The sequence below is a fragment of the Reyranella sp. genome, assembly GCF_004297405.1.
Taxonomy (GTDB): Bacteria; Pseudomonadota; Alphaproteobacteria; order Reyranellales; family Reyranellaceae; genus Reyranella.
Genome location: NZ_SCVC01000012.1, coordinates 273,464 through 296,627, shown reverse-complemented (window position 1 = coordinate 296,627; position 23,164 = coordinate 273,464). Strand labels below are relative to the sequence as shown.

Below are 23,164 nucleotides of genomic sequence, written 5' to 3'. Positions count from 1 at the left end.
CTGGATTCCAAACGAGAGCCACTACGACGGATGGCGCCACAACGGGCGCCATCCTGCTCTTACGTTTATGTTCCTAAAGCCGAAAGCTCTTACTTTGCTTTGGCTTTCTCAAAGTCGGGAACTGCCGCCGATGCCGCCGCAAAGCGCGGCGATTTGGTGTGCTTTAGCGCCTCGGCCGCTGCATCGTTCTGCATGATCTTGGCCATGATCGCCTGCTGGGCACGCTCGAAGACGGCGCGATTGTCGATCAGATACTTCTGCGATTCACGCAGCTTGGCCACGTAACCGTTGATCTCGGGGATCACGTAACGCGCCACCATGTCCCAGCTCCGGCGGGTGTCCTCCGGATTGGCCCAATCGTGCACGAAACCGATCACCGTGCCGAAGCCGCCACTCTTGGCGTAGACGTCCTTGATCATCTTCACGAGGTCGTCGGGCGTCCCGATCGTGGCCGCCGAGCCTTCCACGAAGCCCGTCTTGTCCACGGCATCGTCCGGCGAGGAGAAGGGTGTGGCGCCCGGCCGTTGCAGCGTGCCGACGATGTATTCGTTGTGCCAGCGCAACAGCCCATGCCGCGCCTGCTCTCGCGCCTTCTCGCGCGTCTCCGCCACATGCCAGTTCAGCAGCACACGCCAGTTCTTACGGTCGACGGTATGGCCATTCTTCTTCGCCGCATCTTCGGCAAAACCCCACTGGGTCGGCAGCGCCATCAAGCCCTCGCTGGACATCGAGCCGAGCGAGATGATGCCGATGCCGTACTTTCCGGCCAGGGTCATGCCCGACGGGCTGATCTGCGAGGCCACCACGAACGGCATGTCCTCCTGCAACGGCAGGAGCTGAAGGGCAGCATCCTGCATCGTGTACCAGTCGGTCTTGTCGGTGACCCTTTCCCCCTTGAACAGACGCCGGATGATGCCGATCGCATGATCCTGACGATCGCGCTGGACCATCGGATCGATACCGAGCGTATAGGCGTCGGACGGCAGAGCGCCGGGACCCGACCCGAACATCGCGCGGCCACCCGTCATGTGGTCGAGCTGCACCATGCGCTGCGCGACGTTGAATGGATGGTGGTAGGGCAACGAGACCACGCCGGTGCCGAGCATAATCCTCTTGCTGCGCTCACCGGCCGCCGCAAGGAACATCTCGGGCGATGCGATCATCTCCCAACCGCTGGAATGATGCTCGCCGCACCAGAATTCGTCATAGCCCAGCGCATCGAGCTGCTCGACGAAATCGAGGTCCCGGCGGAACTGCAGCCTCGGATTCTCGCCGATCGGATGATGTGGGGCGAGGAAGGCGCCGAATTTGAGCCGATGCATGGGGGAACTCCTGGAGACTGGTTGTATTCCTGATCAGATTAGATCATGGCCCGTTCCGGCGCTGAACGGGAAAGGGTTTGGTCCTCTCGGTTTCGGTCAGCGGACGGACTATCCCTCAGCCAGGGCAGATCGAGCCCTACGCCAAAGACGCTCCAACCGGCTGCCAAACGGCCAACATAGTTGATGCCAGTCTACGTCTGACCTGTCAGAAATTGGCCGAATGAAGCGGCATATTTCCGTCATTGGCCTTGGTTATGTCGGCCTGCCCGTTGCTACGGGTTTCGGCCGTGCCGGCTATCAGGTCCTGGGCTTCGACATCGACCCACGGCGGATCGCCGAGCTCTCCAAAGGCTATGACCGCACCGGCGAGGTGGCACCAGCAGACCTCGCAGCACCTGGCCTGCGTTTCTCCGCGAAGCCCGAAGATCTCGCCGCAGCGGATTTCCACATCGTCACTGTCCCTACCCCGATCGACGCCAGCAAGCAGCCTGACCTTCGGCCGCTCGAGGGCGCCTCGGCGACGATCGGTCGAGCGCTGAAGCGCGGTGATATCGTGGTCTACGAATCGACGGTCTATCCGGGCGTGACAGAAGAGGTCTGCATACCGGTGCTTGAACGAGCATCCGGCCTCAAATGGAAGACCGACTTCAACGTCGGCTATTCGCCGGAACGCATCAACCCCGGCGACAGGGAGCGCCGCTTCGACAATATCCTCAAGATCGTATCGGCCGACACGCCGGAGACGCTCGAGATCGTCGATGCGACCTACAGAAGCGTCATCAGTGCTGGCACGCACCGCGCCGCGTCGATCCGGATCGCCGAGTTCGCCAAGGTGCTCGAGAACACCCAGCGCGACGTCAACATTGCGCTGATCAACGAGATCGCACTGATCTGCGACCGTCTGGGCGTCGATACGCGGGACGTGCTGGAGGCCGCGGGCACCAAGTGGAACTTCCTGCCCTTCCGGCCGGGCCTGGTCGGCGGCCATTGCATCGGCGTTGATCCCTTCTACATCGCCCATAAAGCCGAAGAGATCGGTTACCATCCGCACGTCATCCACTCAGGCCGCCGCGTCAACGACGGCATGGGTGTCTATGTCGCCAACCGGGTGGCCCGCAACATCATGCGTCGGGCCGGCAATGGCCGGCCGGCCGTGACGGTGCTGGGGGTCACTTTTAAGGAGAATGTGCCGGACATCCGCAACACGCGTGTGATCGATATCGTGCGCGAACTCGAGGACTTCGGCATCACGGTACAGCTCCACGACCCGATGGCCGATGGCGACCTGCTGCACGAAGAGTATGGATTGGCGCTGACCCCGATGGACAAGTTGAAACCGGCCGATGCTGTAGTCGTGGCCGTTGCCCATCGCGCTTATCGCGACGGAGGCTGGAAGCTGGTCCAACCACTCCTGAAGCCGTCCGGCGGCTTCGTCGCGGACGTCCCTGCCCTGCTCGACCGCGACGCGACGCCGTCCGGCGTCACGCTCTGGCGTCTCTGAACCTAGTCAGGGCCGCAACGCCTCGACGCAGATCGTGTCCCCGTCGCGCTCGTCGAGAACGAGCGCCCCCGGATCTGAGATGCGCGTCGACGTTCCACCAGCGACTTGGACATCGGCGAAACCCGCTTTCTCGACCAGTTTGGTCAAAGATTGGCGGTCATAAATCCAATGGTGGCCGCGACCGCCCGTCACCAGGCGATTGAGGCGCTGACGCAGGCCGCGTGGCTTGTCGAGGTCGAACAGGAGATAGTCCACGAAGGCGTCGGCATCGTTGTCTTCAAGGTACAGCCGGACGTTGTTGCGCAAGTCCGGCACCGCAAGCCTCAGCACGCCACCAGGCCTCAGCACCCGCAGACACTCCGCCAGGAAGGCCCGGGCTTCGCTGCGGTCGAGATGCTCCATCATGTGCGAAGAATAGATCGCATCGACCGAACCCGTCTCATGCGGGATTCGTGCCGCGGCATTGGCATAACGAACATCATGGCCGCGGCAAAACTCAGCAAACGCGATGCTGTGCTCATCGAGCAGACGAGTCCGACCGAGCAACGCCGTCAGCAGACGCGAGCGTGCTAGCCAGACCGCCGGCGAGTTGTCGTAGTTGAACCACCCTTCTGTCGGCGACTGACCACAGCCTATGTTCAGCCGCACTGCCATGTCCGTTACCGCGCGACGACCAACGTCCGTCGCCCGCCTCTACTTCTTGGAGGCGAGCTTCAGCGGTGGCCGACCGCCGGCATTGGCCGGCACGTCGGCGCCGGCACCGTAGTAGCCGCGATAACGCGAGTAGTAGTCACCATGGTCGCCGTAGCCATAGCGGGCATGCTTGGCGAGGTTCACGCGGTTGATGACGATGCCAACATGGCTCGTCACGCTGAGCAGCGCGCCCACGGCGGTCTTCACGACCTCGCGTGGGGTCTTCGCCCATTGCACGATGAACACCGTGTAGTCCGCGAGCCGCGAGATAATCCGCGCATCCGACACCGCCATGACCGGCGGACCGTCCAGGATCACGAGATCGTAACGCTCAGCGAAGACGCCCAGCGCTGCCTTCATGGCATGCGACTCGAGGATTTCAGGGGCGTTCGGCGTGTTGGGTCGGCCGCAGATGTAATCGACGCCGGAAAGCTCGTGGCGCCGGGTGCACTCTTCGAGCGTCTTCAGCCCCATGAGGTACTCGTCGATCGTACCGCCACGATCCTTGAGGCCGAGGGCGGCCGAGAGGCGTGCCTGGCGCAGGTCGAGGTCGACGATCAACACGCGCCGCGAGGCGTTCATCTTGGTCAGCAGGCCACCCAGCGAGGCAACGAATGTCGTCTTGCCTTCGCTCGGCGTCGACGAGGTGACGGCCACGATGCGTGGCGGCCGGTCGAGGCTGCCGAGACTGATGGCCGTGAACACGGCTCGGATCGATTCGGCGGCGGGCGACGTCGTGTTCTCGAGCACGTGCGCCACCACGTTGGACCGCGTCGCCGCAGCCCCCCGGACTTCCGGCACCATGCCGAGCACACCGACGCCCACCGACTCTTCGACCTGAGCGGCCGAACGGAACACGCGGTCGAGTTTCTCGGCAGCCACGGCGCCGGCCATGCCGAGCATGGAACCGATGATGAAGGCCATCATCAGGCCGCTGCGATAGTTGGGCGACGACGGCGCCCCGGACGGATGGGCATAGGCCAGGATGCGTGCGTCGGCGCGCTGGATGTCCTGCTGCTCGCGCAGTTCCTTGAATCGGTTGAGAAAGCCTTCGTACAGGGTACGGTTCGACTGCGCTTCGCGCTCGAGCTGCTTCTGCTCGGCCTCGTACTGGCTGGCCGTCCCGGCTACGACCGAAGCCTTGTCGACCAATTCCTTGAGGTCGTCTTCCTCGGACTTCGCCGCATCGAGCTCGGCGCGAACAGCCAGGGTGATGCGCTGCGTCTCGGTGAGGAAGCGCGACCGAATCGCGGCAAGCTCGCTGCGGATCTGCTGCATCTTGTAATGGTTCTCGCCGAGCTGCGCGGAGAGTTCCGCGCCTTTGCGGGTAAGCTCGACATCCTGGATGCGCAGCGCCGCCAATGTCGTGTTGCCGGAAACCTCGGGAATATTGGCCAGTTCGCCGGGGTTGAGGCTTGCCTTGCTCAGCGCGACCAAACGCCCTTCCCGCTCGATACGGCGGGCCTTGGCGGCGGTATAGCGATTGTTGAGGTCGGCCAGCGTCTGCGACGAAATCGTGCCCTCGGGACTACCGGCGAGCCCCTTGTCACGCCGGTAGGCGGCAACCGCCTCTTCGGCGACCTGCAGATTGCGGCGCAACTCGGCCAAACGCTGTTCGAGCCATTCGGTGGCACGCCGATTGGCTTCGTTCTTGTTGTCGACCTGATCGGCGAGATAGGCCTCGGCAATCGCGTTGGCGATGCGTGCCGACATGGTGCCGTCGGGGCTTTCCACCGTCACCAGGATCACGAAGGTGCGGCCGAGCAACGACACGCTGAGACGACCGGCGACGGCACCGATCGCCGCGCGGCGGCGCGGATCGCTATCCTCGGCCGGACGGCCGGCGCGCTGCGGCTGCGCTGATGCCTGCTGCGGCTTGGGCGGCGGCGCCAGCAGAGTCGAAATGCCCGTACTCCAGAGGTCACGTAGCGGCTGCAGCGCGTTGTCGATGAAGCCCGGTGGCTTGGTGCCGTTGAATTCCGGATTGTTGGCGAGGCCGAGCTTGTCGACGACACGGCCGATCAGGAACTCCGATTGAATAACTTCGAGTTCGCTTTGGATGGCGCCCATATTGAGCGTGTCGACGCCCGAAAGAGCTGCTTCGGTGCTGACGACCTTGAAGGTCCGGGTGTCGAGCATGATGCGTGCCGTCGCCTTGTAGAGCGGCGTCGCCTGGGCAAGCATCAGCGCCATCAGCGCGGTCGCAATGAGGCCACAACCAACAATCAACGCCTTGCGCCGATTGAGCAGGCGCAGCCACTCCCACAACTCGTTCGGGCTGTCGGCAGGACGCAGAGGCGCAAGCGCCGATGCGTCGGGCGTCGCTACTATCCGGTTCTGATTCGGCTCGTCCAGCATCTGGTCGGCCCTAGACAACGATCCCATCCCACCACACTCCGCAAAATGCCGTCTCGCACGACTGCCGCACCGGCATCGCCGCGGGCGGCCCCTCCTCTACGCCATCCAAGCCTCGAGCGGTCCCACACCGCTCTCCCCAAGTAACTAGACGAGTATCCTTACGCTAAACTGTCAAAACCAACGCTCCGGCACTCGAATGACATCGCCCGGTCCCACGGGCGTATCCTCGTTTACCGTTTCTTCCTGGCCCAGCGTCGCGTTGAAGCGCTGGATCGTGATGCGGGTCTTGGCCGCTCGGCGCGTATATCCGCCGGCTATTGCAATCGCCTGTACCACATTGATGCCCGATACATAGGGGAACGACCCCGGCCGCGTCACTTCGCCGACGATGTAGAACGGCCGCCGTGACACGAGATCCACGCTGAGCCGCGGGCTGCGCAGATAACCGCCGCTGCGATAGCGGTCAGCGAGCGTCGTCTCGATCTCGGGCGTCGACATGCCGAGGACCACGACGCGGCCCGCCATGCGCGGCGAAATCATACCCGTGGAGTCGACCTCGTATTCACCCGACAGCTCGGCATCCGACAGCACGACCACACGCAGCCGGTCTCCCGGTGCCACTCGATATTCTCCAAGCCGCAGGTTCTGCGTGCCCTGCGATGGCTGCTGGATCGTCGCGGTCGAGGTCGGCGGAGTTTGCTCGCAAGCCGAAACAGCCAGGGACATCGCCACCAGAAACACCACGGCACAGCGGGAAAGGATTGTACTGACAGTCACGTGAATCACCGCTTTGCCACTAGACGAATGGAGAATTGGTCGCGCGAGTATTGTGGCCCACCTGAACTCGGGTCGCTGGTCCAGCCGGTCGTGTGCTCATAGAGCGGGCCGATCGAAACTTGGGGGCGCAACATATACTGAAGACCAAAAGAGGCCTTCCAGAAATAGTCGGTGCGCGGATTGGTGTTGGCTACGCCCGGCGCCGGACTGAAGTCAGCAGTATTGATCGACGTTCCACCGACTGCGATCCAAGCGTCATGTATCTCATAGGTAAAATCGACGCCAATCGTGGTCGATACATAATTTTGGTAGGCGCTGTAAGCCGACTCGTTGATGGTCCGGCTGATCGACGGACGGATAGTCAGCGGTTCATAGCCATTCCAGACGCCCGACAAGCCAAACACGGTCGCCGGCGTTGAACTGCCATCGGCGATATACGTCAACGTCTGATAGCCGACAAAGCCTTCGAGCTTGGTCTTCCGCCCGACTGTCCATGTTGCACCGACGTTCAGCCCCCAGCCGGTCGAGTCGCGCGCCTGGCCTGCGGCGTTGATATAGACGTCGTAAACACGCTGCTGAAGGCTCGGCGACACCCAGAACGCGAGATCATCGGAGACTTCGTATCCGAGCCGAATGCGCTGTTCGTACTCGACGCGGTCTCGGCTCGTTGCGGGCAAGCCGCCGGAGAAAATTACGCTGTTATCGTAGTACCAGTAGCGAGTCCCGGCGGCCGTCGCGCGGTAGAAGAACCGGTTGAACCTCTGGTAAAGGCTGAATTCGATGGGAATCGTATCGACCACCGTTGGTGCCGACGCGAATTCGGTGTTTGGTGTGCCGAGCGCCTCCGTCGCCCGTCGGGCAGCAACCATACCCGTGGCATAGAAGTCGTTGCGAATGTCGAGCCGGCCATCGAACTGAAACGTGTAGTTCTGATAGTTCTGACTGGTCGCGGAGGGGTAGAAGCCGAAGCCTCCGTTCGCAAGCAGCCTTATCTCGTGCCTCGACCACTCCGACTTGAGTTCGAGGGATGGACGAATGTAGGTGTACGGCGATCCGACCGTCGGCGCCGGCGTCGCATAGACGTTGGTGTCGTAGCCCACCTGGATGTCCAGCATGGGGTAAAGCGTGAAGGCGCCGATCACGATGCCGAGTTCACCGCGCGTAACCTCCCCACCTCCTCCCGTAGCGGGAGAATTGCCAAGCACTGCAGGAAGATCGACTTGAGGTGTCTGCTCTTGCAACGTCTGAGCGGCAGGCGCCGGCGTAGAGTCCTGCGCCTGGGCCATCGTGGCGGCGCACGACAGCAAGATCCATCCCAGGACGGGGGACCAGACTAATTGCGATCGACTCGCACTAATAGTCATGGGACTGGCATGCCATCCGGGAATGGGTCCGAGCGTCGGCGGGAAGAAATTCCAGCGCGGACTTGGAGCGTCAGCTGCCGCTCGTGCGATTCTGTGGCGGCACATCGAAAACAGGAGGTAGCGGCCCCGTCTGGGTGGGCGGCGGAAGCGTCGGCGAAGGGGGCGACGTCGGCGGCGGATTAGACACCGGCGTGGTTACGGGCGGACTGCCTGGAGACGGCGCAGAAGTCGGCCCCGGTCCTGCGTCAGGTGCGATGAGGTTCACGATGCTGGCCAGTGCCGCAGGCGACGTGCCATTCGGTCCACCTAGCATCTGTGCAACGAGCTGGTTCATGTTACCCGGCGCCACCGGAATCACGGCTTCGCCAGGCAAGCCACCGACAGGACCTGGGATAGGCGGCGTCAACGACGACGCCAGACCGCCGAGTTGCGGTTGCACGCCTTCCAAGCCACCAAGATTACCGGAGCTGGGAGCTGTATTCTGCAAAGGCGCGGCGGCCTGTAGCGGTCCAGCGTTCTGTAGAGGACCGGTGCTCTGCAGAGGCCCCGCACCTTGCAAAGGGCCTGCACCTTGCAAAGGGCCTGCACCCTGCAACGGTGTAGAACCTTGAAGGGGGCCGGCACCCTGCAATGGGCCTGCCGACTGAAGCGGGCCTTGCTGAGCCTGTTGCGGACCGCCTGCGGGACTTTCGGGTGCGCCGTTTTGGAGAGGCAACGCACCCTGGAGTGGACCAGCGCCCTGAAGCGGACCTGCGCCTCCTAGCGGATTCGCGCCCTGCTGCACGCCAAGGTTTTGCTGCGGACCGCCCGGCGCCCCTTGGGCAAGCTCGGGATTGCCCGATTGCGCCTGTGCAAGTTCGGGAGCGCCTGAGAATGCCTGCGCCAGCTCCGGTCCACGCTGGGCTTGGGCTGTGGTAACCGAAAGGAGAACCGACAGCGCAACAAGACCCTGCGTCTTGACTGCAATATTAACCATGACACCCAACCCGATCGTGCAGCGAATTCATGTCACGACCAATTTGAAGGAGCTCGCTCGTCGTCCACTTGGTCCGAATCGATTCGCCCGATTCGGCCCCGCCCAAGTCTTGAGACAAAGTACAGATTTGCACGCAAGAAGCCAAGACCTCACGCAGTCTGCGAACTTGGATGAGTTCTTAGCCTCCACATGCTGATGCCCCGCGAAGCAAATTCTGCATGAACACTTATGGCCCAAGGTCACAAGTCCAGCCTGCAGCAGGCCATATCAAACTCTGCAGCAGCAAACTCTAATCCACACTCAATATGCAAATATAAACTTACGGCTATTTTTGGATAATATCACTCATTTTCAATGGATTGAACCTCACTGTTACAGCAGATGCTTAACGATCGCTCTTCGCCCGATCGGCGAGATTTTCGAGCGCGCTGGCAAAAGCAACCGCATCCCCGCAAGCGACCCGCCAGTAGCCGGCCGCAGCGGAGCGCGCGAGCAGGTCGACATCCGAATCTGCACTGCCGACGAAAAGCACGGGCTTACCCGACCCGATGCAGGCGTAGATCTTCGATGGCAGGACAAAACCCACGAAAGTGTCACGTAGAGTAACCAAGTGGGCTGCCGGTGTGCGCAATAGAGCGGCCAGCTGATCCAGCGGCACGGGGGGTGAGCGGTGGAATGGCAGGCCGCGCTCCTGGAACCTTGCAGCCAGCGTCTCGGCCCCTCCCCCTGTGGCACTAAGCCACAGCCGAACTCGTCCACTTCCTTCCCGGTGATGACGCTCGTAGCCAGCCGCGACGGTTTCGACCTCGTGGGCGATTCCGTAGTTGCCGGCGTAGAGCAGGACGCAGGCGCCCTCGAGTTCCTCGGGTACCGCCATCGCCTTCCCGCCAGCCTCAAACAAAACCGGCGAGCCATCGCGCACGAGCGCCATGCGATCGGCAGCTATGCCTGCCTCCGAGAGACGGCGGACCTGGTCCTGCCCCAAGACCTCGAAGCCATCGACCCGCCGTCGCCAAAAGTTCGTCAGCGCCAGCATGGCGTTCAGCATCCACGACGAACGGGGCTGTGCGGCGATCAGGCATTCAGGATGAAAATCGGTGATTCGATAGATCAGCCGCCCCCGCCAGAGCGGCTTCAGCGGCACGAGAAAGTGGATCAGGAACGGCGGAGATCCCGTGAACAGAATGCCGTCAGCGGCGCGCAACCGGCTGAACGCCGCGGTGAGTAACCGCAAATTGGTCCTTATGGTCCAGAGCAGGCGGCCGGCCATCGACGCACGCGGCACCGGCCGCGTCTGAAGGCGGATCTCCGTCAGGGAGCCCTTGCCCCTCGCCTCGGACACCGTTGAGCTCGAGGTCGACGTGAGTCCAACCAGCGTTACATCGTGCCCCCGCTCCGCCAGCGTCTGCGCGCGCAACTGCATGTATTGGCCGACTGCGCCGAAGTCCGGTGGCAACCAGTCCGCAATGATAACGAGCCGCTTCTCCGCGAGGTCAAAGGGGCTGCGCTCCAGCAGCTCCATCATGCCGCCGCTCTCTCCCTTTTCGAGACGTCGGCGATCGAGCGATAAAGCTCCGCCATTCGTTGAGCGACGGCAGGCCAACCATAGTGATCGATGACATGGCGGCGTCCCGCTTCGCCTCGACGACGGCAGGCTTCGGGATCGGAGAACAGAGTATCGAGCCCCGCTGCAATCGCCTTCGGTGTCGGCTCGACGACGGCACCGGCGTCGATCTCCCGAACGATCTCAGACATGCCGACATCGGGCGTCGCCACCACCGGCAGGCCGCGCCGCATGGCCTCGAAGGCGGCAATCCCGAAATTCTCCGATAGCGACGTCATGGCGAACAAGCGTGCTGCTGCAAAGAGCGCTTCCTTGTCGGCGCCGCTGACATGGCGCGGCAGGATCGTCAGGCGTTGTGCCACGCCGAGCCGCGTCGCCTCCGACGCAAGAAACGCTGCATGGCCATCGGCATCGTCACCTGCAATCACCGCGCGCACCGAAGGTGCGTACACGAGCGCCGCGATCAGCCGATCAAGCCCCTTCTCCCAACTGATCCGGCCGAACGCCAGGACCATTGGCCCACAGGCGATAGCGGCCGCCACATCCGGCGACAGCGGTGACGCGGTTGGCGGCGGCGGATCGTCGACGCCGTGCGGGATCATGGCAATGCGCGGCAGGCGCCAGCCAAAGCTTGCGATGTGCTCCGCCTCCACGGTCGACGTCGCGTGGATCGCCGCTGCGGCTTCGAGGTTCGGGCGCTCGATCAACCCGATCCAGGCCTGCTTCACCCATCGGCTCTTACGCCGGATCAGTTCGGGCACCAGCATGCCTCGCGGCGAGATCACGTAGGGAATGCCATGCGCCCGCGCGGCCCGCGCGCCGGCCAGGATCGGCCAGAGGTAGACGGCGTGCAGATGCACGGCATCGAAACCTGCAACCGATGCCGAAAGCCTCCTTTGCATCGGCGGCGACCAGTAGAGACGGCGTAGAATCCGGCTTGGAAAGTACGTCACTTTCACGCCATCGAGATCGACAGGCTGCAGCAGCGGCACGTCGCTATCGGCGGAGCCATCGACGTTGGTCGTGAAGACCTGGACGTCATGGCCTGCCGCCGCCAGCTCCCGGCACAGCGCATGGACCGAACGGATCGGACCGCCGTATCTCACCGCCGGCAGGTAGGTCGGAACGACATGAAGGAGGCGCAAGAGCTTGTCCGAGGCTTCACTGGGGCTTGAAGTGCCCGGTTGATTGATAGCATAGCTGTTGCAGGGATGGGCTCCGCGATCGAATGAAGCTCCATATTGGGTTCCGGCCGTCGATCGTGGTCGTATTGCTGGCGATCGTGACCGCGCTGCTCTGGCTGGTTACCTGCCAAGCAGGTACAAGCACAGGCGCATTCTGGATCGCGCTTCTCCCTGCCCTTTTCTACACAGGCCTCCTCGGCGTCTCGTGCTTTGCCCTGGCGCGGATCGCAATGATCGAGCGCTGGATGGACTGGAACTCGCCCGGTCGCCTCCTGATCCTCGCCCCACACGAAGACGATTGCGTCATCTCAGCAGGCGGCCTCGGTCTTCGGAACGCCCGCCTGGGCGGCGCCGTGCGTATCGCCTATCTCGCAAGGGACGAAAATCCTGGCCTGCCCGAACGGCGCGCCGCCGAAGCACGTGCAGCCTGGCGCCTGGCCGGCCTCGGCGAGAGCGACCTGCAGTTCCTCAATCTGATGCCGCCGTTGGAGAGCCGCGACCCCGAGAAGCTTCGTCGTGCTTCGGTGGCGCTAAGGGCGCTGATTGACGACTTCCATCCGACTGCGATCGTCATGCCGGCCTTCGAGGGCGGCCACATCCACCACGACATGGTCGCTGCGCTGATCAGCTCCATTGTAACCCCAGCCGATTGCTTCGATCTGTTCGAGGCTCCCGAATACAGCCCCTACGTTTCGCTGCTGAACACCCCCCATCGTGTCCTGTCCCTGGCCGCGCGGTGGCTGTTCTTCGTCATGTATGTCGGCACGCCCGACGGCGTCGATGGCCGGCCCGTGCTCAAGGTGAGGCTCGATCGGGACGAACTCGCGAGCAAGCAGCGCATGCTGGCCGCCTTTGTCAGCCAGAACGCGCCGTCGCTCGTTGCGACTCGCAGCTATCCTGACCGGCTCGTAGCACATGGGCCGCCGCGCCATCGGCGATACCCGTTCGACTTCACATCGTCGTACTTGCGATTGGCTTTGGCCCTGCGTCAGCGCCTACCGGCGTCGATCATCGACCGCCTGTTGCCAGTGCAGCTCGGCACGATCGGCCGCATGGGCACGATCACCGACTGGGAGGCCGAGCAAGGCGCTTCGTCCGGCCGCTGAATCGCCTCAACGTCTTTCGTAAAACTCGAAGACGTGCGGATCTCCCGGAAACTCCTTCCGTGGTCCCCACGGCGTCTTGTCGGTTGGGGCAAAGTAAGGCTCGAGCAGGCCCAACTGGGAAAGAGACTGCGTCATATCCCGGAGATTCCAGCCGACCAGCAGCAGGCCGCCTTGCCGCAGGACGCCATGAAGGACCTTCAGCAACGCCCGAAGATCGTCGTGCTCGATCAGCCCATAATCACCGTGCTCGGGAATGCGATAGGCCAACACGCCACTCAAGACGATGCAGTCGAAGAATCCGGGTGGCCGATACTGTTCGATCTGCTCGATGGGCGCGACGATGTGATGCTTGCTACCCCATACCTTGGTGGACGGATTGCGGTCGATCGTCGTGTAGCGGTTCGGGTCGTCGGCAAACAACCGTTCGTATTGATAGGTATAGACAGCGGTACCGACAAACAGGACCTGCTTGTAGGTAGCGCTCACCCAGGGCAGCGCTTCGTTCTGCAGGAACAGGCGCTCCGGATTCCTCCGCAGCATGTTCTCGTACTGATCGTTCATGCCAACGATACGCAGCAGCACGAAGCGGTGCAGTGACTTCGGGATCAGCGACTTGGCGCCGGGAAAGACATCGTTCACCCAATAGGCGATCTTGCTGAGCGATGTCTTGAGAGTGCCAGTCATCAGGACATTCCACCGAACTGATCGACCAGATCGAGATAGGATCTGGCCCGTTGCTCCAATGTCAAGCTTTCCACGATCATCTCGCGTGGCGTGTAGATCCCCGCTTCGACACCGAACCAGAACTCGTCGAAGGCCGGCAGGAGATCGGCACCGCCCCTGAATTTCACGCCGCAGCGTTCATCCCAGTAGGGAACCGACGTCACTGGCGCGAAGCGCACGCGATGCGGCGCATAGGTCGGGTCCTTCCACAGGCCGCCATGATCCCACGCGAGGATCGGGATGCCGGACGACAAGATCTGCTGTGCCGCCAAGCCCTGCGTCTCGTGATGACTAAGATAAACCATCGAGCGGGCCCGCCGGCTGAGCCTGTGAAGCTGTTCTTCGCGATAGAAACCGTACCGCAGGACCCGGAAGCTGAGATTGCGGCGCCGCAACTCGGCGACCAGTGGCGCGACGATGGTCCGCAGATACCGGCCGCGATGGCGCACGATCTTGTCGTAGACCAGAACATCGACATCCTTGTTGGCCCGCATCGATAACGACCATCGGTCGGTGTCGATGCCGGCCGGCCAGGCGCTGACGAGCCCCGGCCAGACGGTGGAGAACATGCTCGCCGTCCATGCGCATGGCACCAGCACGCGGCGAATCGGCCGCTGTCGTGGCAGGTCGGGATTGTCGTTGGGATGATTGTAGATCGACGTGCCAAAGAGGATCGGCGTCTGCTTCGGCAGCTTGTCGAGTACAAGCGGCTGCCCGATCACACAGGCCAATTCGTTGGGATGCGCATGAAGATAGCGAAAATCGTTGTCGCGGTAGCGCACGCCCAGCCGGTCGAGCCCCGCCCGCAGGTTGAGGTAGACTCGCATCGTGCCGCCGGGCTGCTTGGGCCCCCGTAGCGCCCAACGCGCCATACGCCGCGGATAGCGGTCGAAGGGTGTCCACCGATCCGCATCGGGTTCTTCATAGAAAAGATTGAGAGGCGGCCGTGTGTGCATGGCAAGACTACACAAACTTAAACTGCACTGTCACTGAAGACAAGCAAAGGCGTCAGGTGATGCTCGATACCGCCCTATCCCGTTTTCTGGTCGCCAACATCTTCCTCTCAGCCATGACCTCGCGGTACAGCGCTGCCATATCCGTGGCTACATCGCCGATGCTCCGGCTGCGCTGCATGTTGTTCGAGAGACGCGCGAGTTCGTTACGATCCGTCACCGCCTCAATCATCGCCTCGGCCCATGGCCGTGGGTCGTCAAACGGAAGAAGCCAGCCGTCGATACCGTCGCGCACACGCTCAGCGATGCCACCGAGATCGGCGCCCATGACGGGAATGCCCAGCGCCTGCGCCTCCTGCACGACGATCGGTCCCGTCTCCATGTAGCGAGACGGCACGGTGAGAACATCGATCGTCTCGAGAAACTTCGGCACCTGCTCGTGCTCGACGAGCCCCACCATCTCGATTCGCTTGTCGCGCTTCGCGGCCTGTTCGATCGAGTGCACATACGCAGGCTCGGTGCCGGTGCCCGCGATGCGCAGACGAACCCGTAGATCCTTCGGCACCAGCGCGAGAGCCTTTATGACCAGATCGGCGCCCTTGTAGGCTTCGAGCCGGCCAAGGAAGCCGATAACGATCTCGCGACTGTCGTCACGTTCGCGTACCCGTTCGCTACGCCCGGCAAAGGTCTCGCTGGCAGCCTGCGCAGATACCACGATTTTCTCCGGCGGGATCGCATTGGCGGCGAGCGCAGAGCGCACCCATTGGCTCGGCGCCACAATGCGCTCGGAAAGAGTCGCCATGGATCTCAATTGCCGCGCCTTGGTCGCGGCGCTCGCGGTGATCGAGAGCAATGCCGCGGCTCGCGAAGACATTCGCGATATCTCACTGTCGGTGGCGTCCCACTTCGGCAGCATCGACACCAGCCATGCGGCTGGTGCTGGAAACCCGCGATGTAGCGCCCAGCATCGCGCACACCGCGTGGCGTCGATGCGGCCGTCGCATGGCCCCTTACCGTAGAGCAGCATCGTGCCACGCATGCAGAGTGCCGAAGGCACGTGCATGGTCACCACCGATGGAATGCCCATCCGCGCCACTTGCCGCAGATGGCCAAGGCCCGCGCCGCTGGTCCACGAGTGCAGATGGAAGATATCGGGCTTCGCCTCTTCCACGATGCCCTGGAAGGCCGAGCGGCGGGCCTGCGAGCCGTCCCCTGGCGTTGGTGCGGAAGTTACGTCGGTCGCATCGATCGGATAACGCACGACATCGACACCATGCCACTTGTAGCGATCGTAGCCCTTGTTCGTCGCCGCGATGATCGTGCCATCAATCGAATGACGTGACAGCGCCGTTACGAGATCGCGGACATAGACTTCCGTACCGCCCGTCGAATCGGGAAAGTAGAACCCGACGCAGTGGACGATGCGCAGTGGTCGCCCACCAGCCGGCGCGCCGGCTGACGTCATGGCCAGAGCACTCGAAAGCGCAGCAGCCTCTCGGTCATCGCAAAGCCCAGTACCTTGTATGCGAGGGTCAGAACAGGCCGCACCGGTGGTTTGAAGTCGGGGTCGAGCCTGTAGATCCAGTCGACGATCTCCGCCGCTTCGGTCGGGTAAGCCTTTGCGAAGGAGCGTACGTTCGGCCACATCACGCCGATTGCCGCCCGCTTGCGGCGCAACGTCAGCTCGCCTTGCGCCTCCAGCATCGCCAGGACCTTGCGGAAGATCGAGATGTAGGTCCAGTAGCCGACGTCGCGCTTGAACCCGGCCGTATGCTGCAGCCGCTCGCTGCCATGGCGCCTATGCACGAAGCCGGGTTGGCGATAGACCGCCAATCGCGGCTTACGCATCGAGACTTCAAGAATGAACAGACGGTCGTCGCGCAGGGCGAAGTCCTGACGATGGGGGATATCGCGCACCAGCTCGCGGCGAAACAGGAACGCCGAATAGTGCGACGACCAGACCTCCCCGAGCTGCTGGGCAATGAAGTCGTCGCAGTCGACCCAGTCGTTGACGTGTCGCACGCCAGTGGCATCGTCGTGGTCTTCGTAGCCCGCGACGACGACATCGGCGCCGGTCTGTCGCGCAATGGCAAGCTGCTCGCGGTTGGCCTGCGGTGTGAGCCAGTCGTCGGAATCGAGAAAGCGCACATAGTCGCCATGCGCCATTTCCATCGCCGTCTGCACGGCCCAATCCTTGCCCCAGTTCTCCGTGCGGATCGCAACGACGTCGGTCTGCGCCTGAAGCCAATCCCACGTGCCGTCCGTGCTGCCATCGTCGACCACGATGATCTCGACCCTGCAGCCATTCGATCGACAGGAGCTGATAGCCTGCGGAAGCGACCACAGGCGGTTGTAGGTCGGAATGACAACAGAAATGTCGCTCATGCGGAAGCGGCTGGCGCCCTCAGAGCGTCGTCGTCCGCGGCAAGCCGGCGCGCTGGTCGAGCCAGCGCATGACCATCGGCAATCCGAACTTCGCGATCAGCGACCAAACCAGGAAGAACATCAGCACACTGCCCAGAATCTTCGGCAGCGACATTTCCATGCCGGTGCCGCCGGCATTGAAGACGAACGCCATGACAATGCCCTCACGCAGCATCCAGGGCAGCTGCCTCTGCATGAAATACTTGATGACCAGTGCCAGCAACACGCCGATCACGAAAATTCCGGCCAGCATGCCCGGAAACCCGAGATCGACGTAATTTTCTGCCATGTAACCGACACTGATCGACGTGCCGAGCCGGACCTGTTCTGTCGGATCGGCGCGCGTGAGCCGCATATAAACGTCGGTGTCGGAGAGAGCCGCCTTGTCGGGGAAAAGGATGCGGGGCTGCAGAACGTGAGAGAGCGCGTCCTTCCACTGGCGCATCGGCGTCGTCTCGGGGGTACTGTCGACGACGCTGATCACCGAGCCGAAGATATCGACGTAGGCGAAGCGAATGAGCAGCATGTAGGACGTTTCGCCCCACTTGGTCTCGCCAATGTTCAGCGCCTTGTCACCGAGATAGGCCATGCGCTCACCAAGCGGCACCCGGATCTGCTGGCTCTCGGTCTCGCCCGTGAGATAGTCGCGGTACTCTACCTTCACCGACGTCCAGAACAGGGCGAGCAGGAGGAGTACCGAGAGCCATATCACGGCAGCGGCGCTCGCGGTGAAGGTCCATTTGATGCGCGCGGCGATGGCGGCAAAGGCGACGTAGATGAAGACTGCGCGGAAATCCGACAGGAAGCCCGTGAAACCGACGAATATCTCGATCAAAATTGCCGCCAGCAGCATGCCGCCACCGCGGCCGGTCGTAAAGACGTAGGTGCACAACAAGAACAACGCCACGACTTTGACCTGCGATGCCGCATAGAGCGGCTGATCAAGGCTCCCTACCTGCCGCGAGACAAGGGTACAGAAGACGGAGGCCGCGATTGCGCCAACGTAGACCAGGATCAGATCCTGCGCGCGCCAGCGTTCGTGAGCGTAATAATCGCGGACGGTCGGCAGCTTGATCCCTCCCAGCACCAGCCGGAAAGCGAGCGCCAGCACGATCAGGCTGCACAGCGCGTACCAGTAGGCCGGCAGCACATCGGGGCCGTAGGTGCCGTCGGCCATCGATTCGCCATCGAAGACCGACTGCAGCACGCGCGAGAAAGCCTGCGCCCACTGCCATAGCAGGAAGAAAGCCACCCCCTTGGGCATGGTCGGCATACCGATGATCGACAGCAGCGCATAGGGGATCATGCCGCCGACCGCATAGGAGAAGGGATCCGGCACGAACGGCGCGGCGAAAAGGTTGACGACCGCAAAATAGAACGAGACGCGCTGCAGGAGCGCGAAATCGAGCCGCGCGACGGTGGGCGCCGGCATCGCTGTGGTTGTCGTCATCTTCCGATCGGGAGTTCTCTGGGCGGCACGGCCTTATCTTAGTCGAGTCCGGCCGGCAAGAGCAGTCCCAGCCTGGAGGATGCCCTCCGCCGCCCGTTCAGGCGAATAGACCTTCATGCGTTCTGCCAGATGGCGCCGGGTAAGGGCCGGGTCGAAAGCAAGCACGCGACTAATACCGGCAGCCAAGGCCCCTACATCGTCGAGGGGAACGACCTCGCCGGTCACGCCTGGCTCGACCAGATCGGGCCCGCACCCCATGGCATCGGACACCACGGCCGGAATGCCGCAGGCCATCGCCTCGTTGACCACCAGCCCCCAGGTCTCCTCGGCGCCCGACGGCAGCACGAGGACATCGGCTGCAGCATAGACCTCGGGCAGGCGGCTTTGGTTGACGAAGCCGAGGAAGTTCACGCCGAGCCCGGCTGCCTGGGCCGCGGCCCTGAGACTACCTTCGAGCTCGCCGGCCCCCGCAATGGTGAGCTCGATCGGCCGGCCGTCCGCGGCCAAACGAGCGGCTGCGGCCATGACGTCGAACGGACGCTTGTAGGGAACCAACCTGCCCACGAACAACACGCGGCGACCCGTCACCTCCCCTGCTCCTTGGCTGGCGGCACGAAAAGCATTGTTGTCCACGCAATGCGGCGAGAAGAACAGCCGATCGGCTGGCGCGCCATAATGCTCCAGATAGGCGCGATTGCGCTGCCCGACATAGAGATAGCCGTCAAAGAGCTTCATCACCTGCGAGAAGGCCAGCTCCTTGGCGAGGCGCAGCGCGGCCCGGCGAGGACTGCCGAGCTGGGAATCGCCCCGCACCAAGACGGGAACGCCCAGGCGCCGGCAGGCCCGCACAGCCTGCCAGTAGGATCGCAAGGACCAACCCGGCACGACGAAGGCATCGAAGCGACCTTCGGCGATCCTGTCGGCGATCTCCGGCGTGTTGCAGCCGCCAAAGCGCGACGTCGAGGGTTGGCGCGAGACGTTGGTCAGGAAGCGGCTTTCATAGCCCGACAGCAAATCCACGTCCCAGTCGAAGGCAACGCCGTAGCCGATCTGCGCTTGCTGCTCGGCCGTCTGGCGATGAGCAAAGAAGACCGTGAGGTCGCAACGGGCCGCAAGTTCACGGAAGATCGGCGTGTAGTACTGGATTGGGTGGCTGATCAGGAAACCGATGCGCTGCATCACCCGGTCTTCCTGCCGGCAAGAGCACGGTCGAGCGCCTCCGCAAGCAGGCGCGTCGACTCACGTGCCGAATAGGCCTCGAAGCAACTGCGATCCGCTGTCCCTGCCGAATGGGCCGGCCGCTCCAGGAAAGCCAGCAGCGCCGTTGCCGTTGTCGCCGGATCTGGCAGTGCCTGGTCGGTCAACGTCAACACCTCGCCTGCTCCGGCCTGCCGGATCATCGTCACGGCGGTGCTTTCCTCGTGCAACAGCGCGAAGAGCGGTCGTTCCGACAATATCGCCTGAAAAACCTTGGAGGGGGTGTAGTGCCGCTCGGTCGACCCCAGGACCAGGACGCCGTCGCTCTGCATCAAATGGCCGAGCGTATCGACGTAGCCGATACGATGTGGATGCTCGCTGACCATATCCGCAACGCCTGCTGCCTCGGCACGCGGCAGGACGCGGTGTCCCTGCGGATCGTCCGGCGAACTGCCCGTGCCGACGAAATGCACGCGCAACCGGGAGGCAGCCTGCGGCGCCTGCTCGCGCAGAGCCCGTAGCCCCGCGAGGAAAGCGTCGAGGACCACGAGCCCGGCCGGCAGCAAGGCACCGGCATAGATCAGATGGAAATGTCCGTCGCCCGGCTGGAAGAGGAAGGGCTTGCGCTGCAGGTCACGCACCAACGCATAGTCCTCGGGTGCGCTGCCCATGGACATGTAGGCCAGCACCGACCGACGGGCGACGTCGGGGTTGCGTTCGAGCATGCCGGCCACATAGCCCGGCGCCATGCCGGTGATCAGCGCTGCGTCGCGGACCGACCATGGCTCGAGCAAGCTTGCAAGGCGATACGACGCCCAGGCGCGGCTGAACGGCACCTCGATGCCCGGCCATCGATTGACCCACGGGTCCTGATAGTCGATGCCGAACGGCACGCCGCGGCGCAGATGCAGCAACCGCCCGACCGGCGCGAGATAGTTGGACGGAATGGTGACCAACACAAAATCGAGCTGACCGGCCTTCGCCATGGAGGAGAGCGCGCGATAGCACCCCCAAAAGGCGCGGACGCCGATATCACCGACCAGACGTATTGGCCGCGTCGACAGTGTGGCGGCGTGCACCACCTCGAGACCGGCCGGTACGAGCCGTTCGAGGTCGGGATCGGGCCGCTCCTCGTATTTGGCCGGGTCGCCGGTCACCACCACCGGCTCCCAACCGAACTCCGGCAGATAGCGCGACCACAGACGTGCCCGATGGGCCCCAACCAAATTGCTGGGCGCAAAATGTCCACTGACCAAGGCAATGCGCCGCTTCATACCGACGCCAGTCGAGCGCTGACTTTCCCATAGAGGTCGAGGTAGCGCGCCACGACAGCGTCTGCCGAAAAATGATCCTCGGCGCGACGGCGACACTCGGCGCGATCCAAGCCCCCCACGCGCTCCACGGCCTCACATCCCTCCTCGATCGATTTGATCAGGAAACCGTCGACGCCCCGCCGCACGATTTCCGGCAGTGCCCCGCGCGGGCACGAGATGACCGGCGTGCCACAGGCCAACGCCTCGGCGAAGACGATGCCGAAAGGCTCATCCCATTGGATCGGCACCACCATCGCCCGCGCCTGTCCCAGAAGAACGTTCTTCTGCACGTCGTCGACGGGGCCGACATATTCGATGCCGCCCCTGCCGATCTCCGGCGCAATCCTGCGGCGCCAGAATTCGCCTTCCGGATCGTTTCCGGTCGAGTGATTGCCCGCGATCACCAGGCGCCGCCCGGCGCGGCGGGCGATCTCAATGGCCCAATGCGCGCCCTTGATCTCCTCGACACGGCTCAAGAATACCAGCGGAGCATCGTCCGGCACCGACGGGCTGAGCGTAAGGGCTTCCGTATCGGCAAAATTGGGGATGCCATGCCAGTCGCCACCGGCTGGCCGGCCGCGACGTGCGATGTAGTCGCTGCATCCAGTGAAGGTAATAACTCCTGGCTTCGCGAGTTTTACGGCGAGACCTGACGTACGCAATGTGGGCTCGCGTTGATAGGACATCACCAGCGGTATGCGGCCGCGCAGCAGTGGCAGCAGATAGGCGACGCGCGAGAAGCTGTGCACCAGGTCCGGCTTGAACGCCCTCACGGTCTTCCAGAGGAAGCGCGTATTGGAGATCGTATCGGAACGGGAGAGCGAGCTCAGTCCGGGCCAGGCAAAGAAGGCATCGGCCGGGCACTCCGACCCCGGCCGGGCGGCCAACCCGACCGTATGACCGGCGGCGCGCAGCCGGCGTACCAGCACGTCGACGATGCGTTCGATGCCGCCATAGAGCCGCGGCGGCACTTCGATCTCCGGGTCGGCGGTCAGAAGCAAGCGCATCAGGCAGCCGCCCTTCGAGAGGAGCGCCCTGCTCCATCGAATGCAGAAGCGACTGATGTCAGCAGGATGGCCTGTTCCTTCTCCCAGTTGTAGCGCTCACGGCCAAGCCTCCATGCCTCTGCCGCGGCTTCGGCAAGGGCCGAAGACGATGCCAACTCATCGAGAATCGCTGCCAGTCCCGATGGATCAGCCAGCGAACAAAGACGCGCGGCGGCACCAAGATCAGGCGCCAGCCGGCTTTGGGCAGGCGTGTCGCTCATAACGACCGGAACGCCGGCCAGGAGATAGGTGAAGATCTTGTTGGTGAGGCAGATCCGGCGGTTCTCGCTGACATCCGTCTCAGGGGACAGGCCAATGTCGTATTGCGCAGCCAGCCGGACCATCTCGCCGGGCGGCGCCATCGGCAACAGCTTGACCCGGTCGCCGACGCCGAGCTTTCCGGCCAGCGCGAGGAGTGCATCGCCGTGCCCCCAGCGATTGCTGCCTCGGATGTCCAGCGTGACGGTAGCACGCGTCCGTGCCATCGCCTCGATAAAGGCCTGCAGACCACGATCGAGGCCAATGGTCTGGGAAAACCAGTAAGCCCGGAGGTTTGGTGCTTTCCGCGGCGTTGGATGCGAGGGCGCCATCGATAGCGGGAACACGTTGAGTACGATCGACGGAGAAACTCCGTAGCGCCGCGCATAGGCCTCGCCAATCAACGGCGACGCCGCCGTCGTATAGGCGCAGGACGGCAGGAAGGCACGCTCCACCGTTTCTACCATTCGCATGCGAAAGACTTCGCCAGGCGTTCCCGTGCCTTCGCCGGAGTGAAAATCTTCGGCATCGAAGCCGACCAGCGCACCATGCTGGCGAGCTGCCGCCGCGGCCGCGGGCAATGCGGCAATGTAGTGAGCGATGTATAGATCGGCGTGGGTCTGGCGGGTTGCCCTCGTCAACGCCATGACCGGCGCGCGGGCGCTGCAGGCCGCCACGTTGGCTGGCACCGACAACCCCATCGACAGGAGGCTCTTCGCCAGCATCGTCGCGGCGCGGGCGGTGATGGCCTCCTGCAGCGACCTCTTCACGCGCACGACCTTCCATGGCCTGGAGGCGGCGATCGCGTCATCTTCGCTGCGCAGCGCTTCACTGTAGTCGCAAACGATGGCGGTGATGTCGTAACCGGCGCCATGCAGCGCATCCGCTTCCTTCACTACGCGCGGGTTCGACGCGAGGTTGCCGGGGCTGACGATGCAGACCGAACGCGGCATCG

Annotated in this window: 18 protein-coding genes; 2 read left to right on the top strand and 16 right to left on the bottom strand. The window is 63.3% G+C overall.

The features are described 5' to 3' along the window. Positions 1 to 89: 89 nt before the first annotated feature. Positions 90 to 1,322, bottom strand: a complete 1,233-nt coding sequence (locus EPO50_RS11215) for an LLM class flavin-dependent oxidoreductase (RefSeq protein ID WP_296343943.1) — start codon at positions 1,320 to 1,322, stop codon at positions 90 to 92. A gap of 220 nt (positions 1,323 to 1,542) precedes the next feature. On the opposite strand from EPO50_RS11215, the gene EPO50_RS11210 reads away from it, so the two are divergent. Further along, positions 1,543 to 2,823 carry a nucleotide sugar dehydrogenase gene (locus EPO50_RS11210; protein WP_296343941.1) on the top strand — a complete coding sequence of 427 codons (1,281 nt, stop codon included), beginning with the start codon at positions 1,543 to 1,545 and terminating at the stop codon, positions 2,821 to 2,823. A gap of 6 nt (positions 2,824 to 2,829) precedes the next feature. On the opposite strand, the gene EPO50_RS11205 is transcribed toward EPO50_RS11210, so the two are convergent. From EPO50_RS11205 to EPO50_RS11180, 6 genes are all read right to left on the bottom strand, one after another. Then, a complete protein-coding gene (locus tag EPO50_RS11205; protein ID WP_296343939.1) occupies positions 2,830 to 3,477 on the bottom strand; it encodes a methyltransferase domain-containing protein in 648 nt (215 codons plus the stop codon). Positions 3,478 to 3,516: 39 nt separating this feature from the next. Further along, on the bottom strand, positions 3,517 to 5,874 hold the full coding sequence (locus EPO50_RS11200) for an AAA family ATPase (RefSeq protein ID WP_296343936.1): 2,358 nt from the start codon (positions 5,872 to 5,874) through the stop codon (positions 3,517 to 3,519). Positions 5,875 to 6,045: 171 nt separating this feature from the next. Beyond that, on the bottom strand, positions 6,046 to 6,651 hold the full coding sequence (locus EPO50_RS11195) for a polysaccharide biosynthesis/export family protein (RefSeq protein WP_296343934.1): 606 nt from the start codon (positions 6,649 to 6,651) through the stop codon (positions 6,046 to 6,048). Between the two features lie 5 nt (positions 6,652 to 6,656). Then, a complete protein-coding gene (locus EPO50_RS11190) occupies positions 6,657 to 7,937 on the bottom strand; it encodes an outer membrane beta-barrel protein (RefSeq protein WP_296343933.1) in 1,281 nt (426 codons plus the stop codon). A gap of 1,439 nt (positions 7,938 to 9,376) precedes the next feature. Beyond that, positions 9,377 to 10,516, bottom strand: coding sequence for a glycosyltransferase (locus EPO50_RS11185; RefSeq protein WP_296343931.1), 1,140 nt, complete (start codon positions 10,514 to 10,516; stop codon positions 9,377 to 9,379). Continuing rightward, the gene (locus EPO50_RS11180; protein ID WP_296343929.1) at positions 10,513 to 11,700 is read right to left on the bottom strand and encodes a glycosyltransferase; all 1,188 of its coding nucleotides are present in this window, start codon (positions 11,698 to 11,700) and stop codon (positions 10,513 to 10,515) included. Before EPO50_RS11180 ends, EPO50_RS11185 begins: the two co-directional genes overlap by 4 nt. An 83-nt stretch (positions 11,701 to 11,783) precedes the next feature. Here EPO50_RS11180 and EPO50_RS11175 point away from each other — a divergent pair, with 83 nt between their 5' ends. Beyond that, entirely contained in the window at positions 11,784 to 12,845 is a 1,062-nt protein-coding gene (locus tag EPO50_RS11175) for a PIG-L deacetylase family protein (RefSeq protein WP_296343927.1), read from the top strand. A gap of 6 nt (positions 12,846 to 12,851) precedes the next feature. Here EPO50_RS11175 and EPO50_RS11170 read toward each other — a convergent pair whose 3' ends face one another. From EPO50_RS11170 to EPO50_RS11130, 9 genes are read right to left on the bottom strand one after another with little or no spacing between them, the layout of a single operon-like run. Next, positions 12,852 to 13,529: a class I SAM-dependent methyltransferase gene (locus EPO50_RS11170; RefSeq protein ID WP_296343926.1), complete on the bottom strand. Its 678-nt coding sequence runs from the start codon at positions 13,527 to 13,529 to the stop codon at positions 12,852 to 12,854. Continuing rightward, the gene (locus tag EPO50_RS11165; RefSeq protein WP_296343924.1) at positions 13,529 to 14,524 is read right to left on the bottom strand and encodes a glycosyltransferase family 1 protein; all 996 of its coding nucleotides are present in this window, start codon (positions 14,522 to 14,524) and stop codon (positions 13,529 to 13,531) included. The genes EPO50_RS11170 and EPO50_RS11165 overlap by 1 nt, the downstream gene beginning before the upstream one ends. 52 nt (positions 14,525 to 14,576) lie before the next feature. After that, complete coding sequence (locus tag EPO50_RS11160) at positions 14,577 to 15,986, bottom strand: glycosyltransferase (RefSeq protein WP_296343922.1); 1,410 nt, start codon at positions 15,984 to 15,986, stop codon at positions 14,577 to 14,579. Then, on the bottom strand, positions 15,983 to 16,906 hold the full coding sequence (locus EPO50_RS11155; RefSeq protein WP_296343920.1) for a glycosyltransferase family 2 protein: 924 nt from the start codon (positions 16,904 to 16,906) through the stop codon (positions 15,983 to 15,985). Before EPO50_RS11155 ends, EPO50_RS11160 begins: the two co-directional genes overlap by 4 nt. Before the next feature lie 19 nt (positions 16,907 to 16,925). After that, on the bottom strand, positions 16,926 to 18,395 hold the full coding sequence (locus EPO50_RS11150; protein WP_296343919.1) for a hypothetical protein: 1,470 nt from the start codon (positions 18,393 to 18,395) through the stop codon (positions 16,926 to 16,928). Positions 18,396 to 18,428: 33 nt separating this feature from the next. After that, positions 18,429 to 19,574, bottom strand: a complete 1,146-nt coding sequence (locus EPO50_RS11145) for a glycosyltransferase family 4 protein (protein WP_296343917.1) — start codon at positions 19,572 to 19,574, stop codon at positions 18,429 to 18,431. Further along, positions 19,574 to 20,866, bottom strand: coding sequence for a glycosyltransferase (locus EPO50_RS11140; protein WP_296343915.1), 1,293 nt, complete (start codon positions 20,864 to 20,866; stop codon positions 19,574 to 19,576). Before EPO50_RS11140 ends, EPO50_RS11145 begins: the two co-directional genes overlap by 1 nt. After that, positions 20,863 to 21,912: a glycosyltransferase gene (locus tag EPO50_RS11135; RefSeq protein ID WP_296343913.1), complete on the bottom strand. Its 1,050-nt coding sequence runs from the start codon at positions 21,910 to 21,912 to the stop codon at positions 20,863 to 20,865. Before EPO50_RS11135 ends, EPO50_RS11140 begins: the two co-directional genes overlap by 4 nt. Further along, positions 21,912 to 23,162, bottom strand: a complete 1,251-nt coding sequence (locus EPO50_RS11130) for a glycosyltransferase (RefSeq protein ID WP_296343911.1) — start codon at positions 23,160 to 23,162, stop codon at positions 21,912 to 21,914. The genes EPO50_RS11135 and EPO50_RS11130 overlap by 1 nt, the downstream gene beginning before the upstream one ends. Positions 23,163 to 23,164 lie beyond the last annotated feature (2 nt).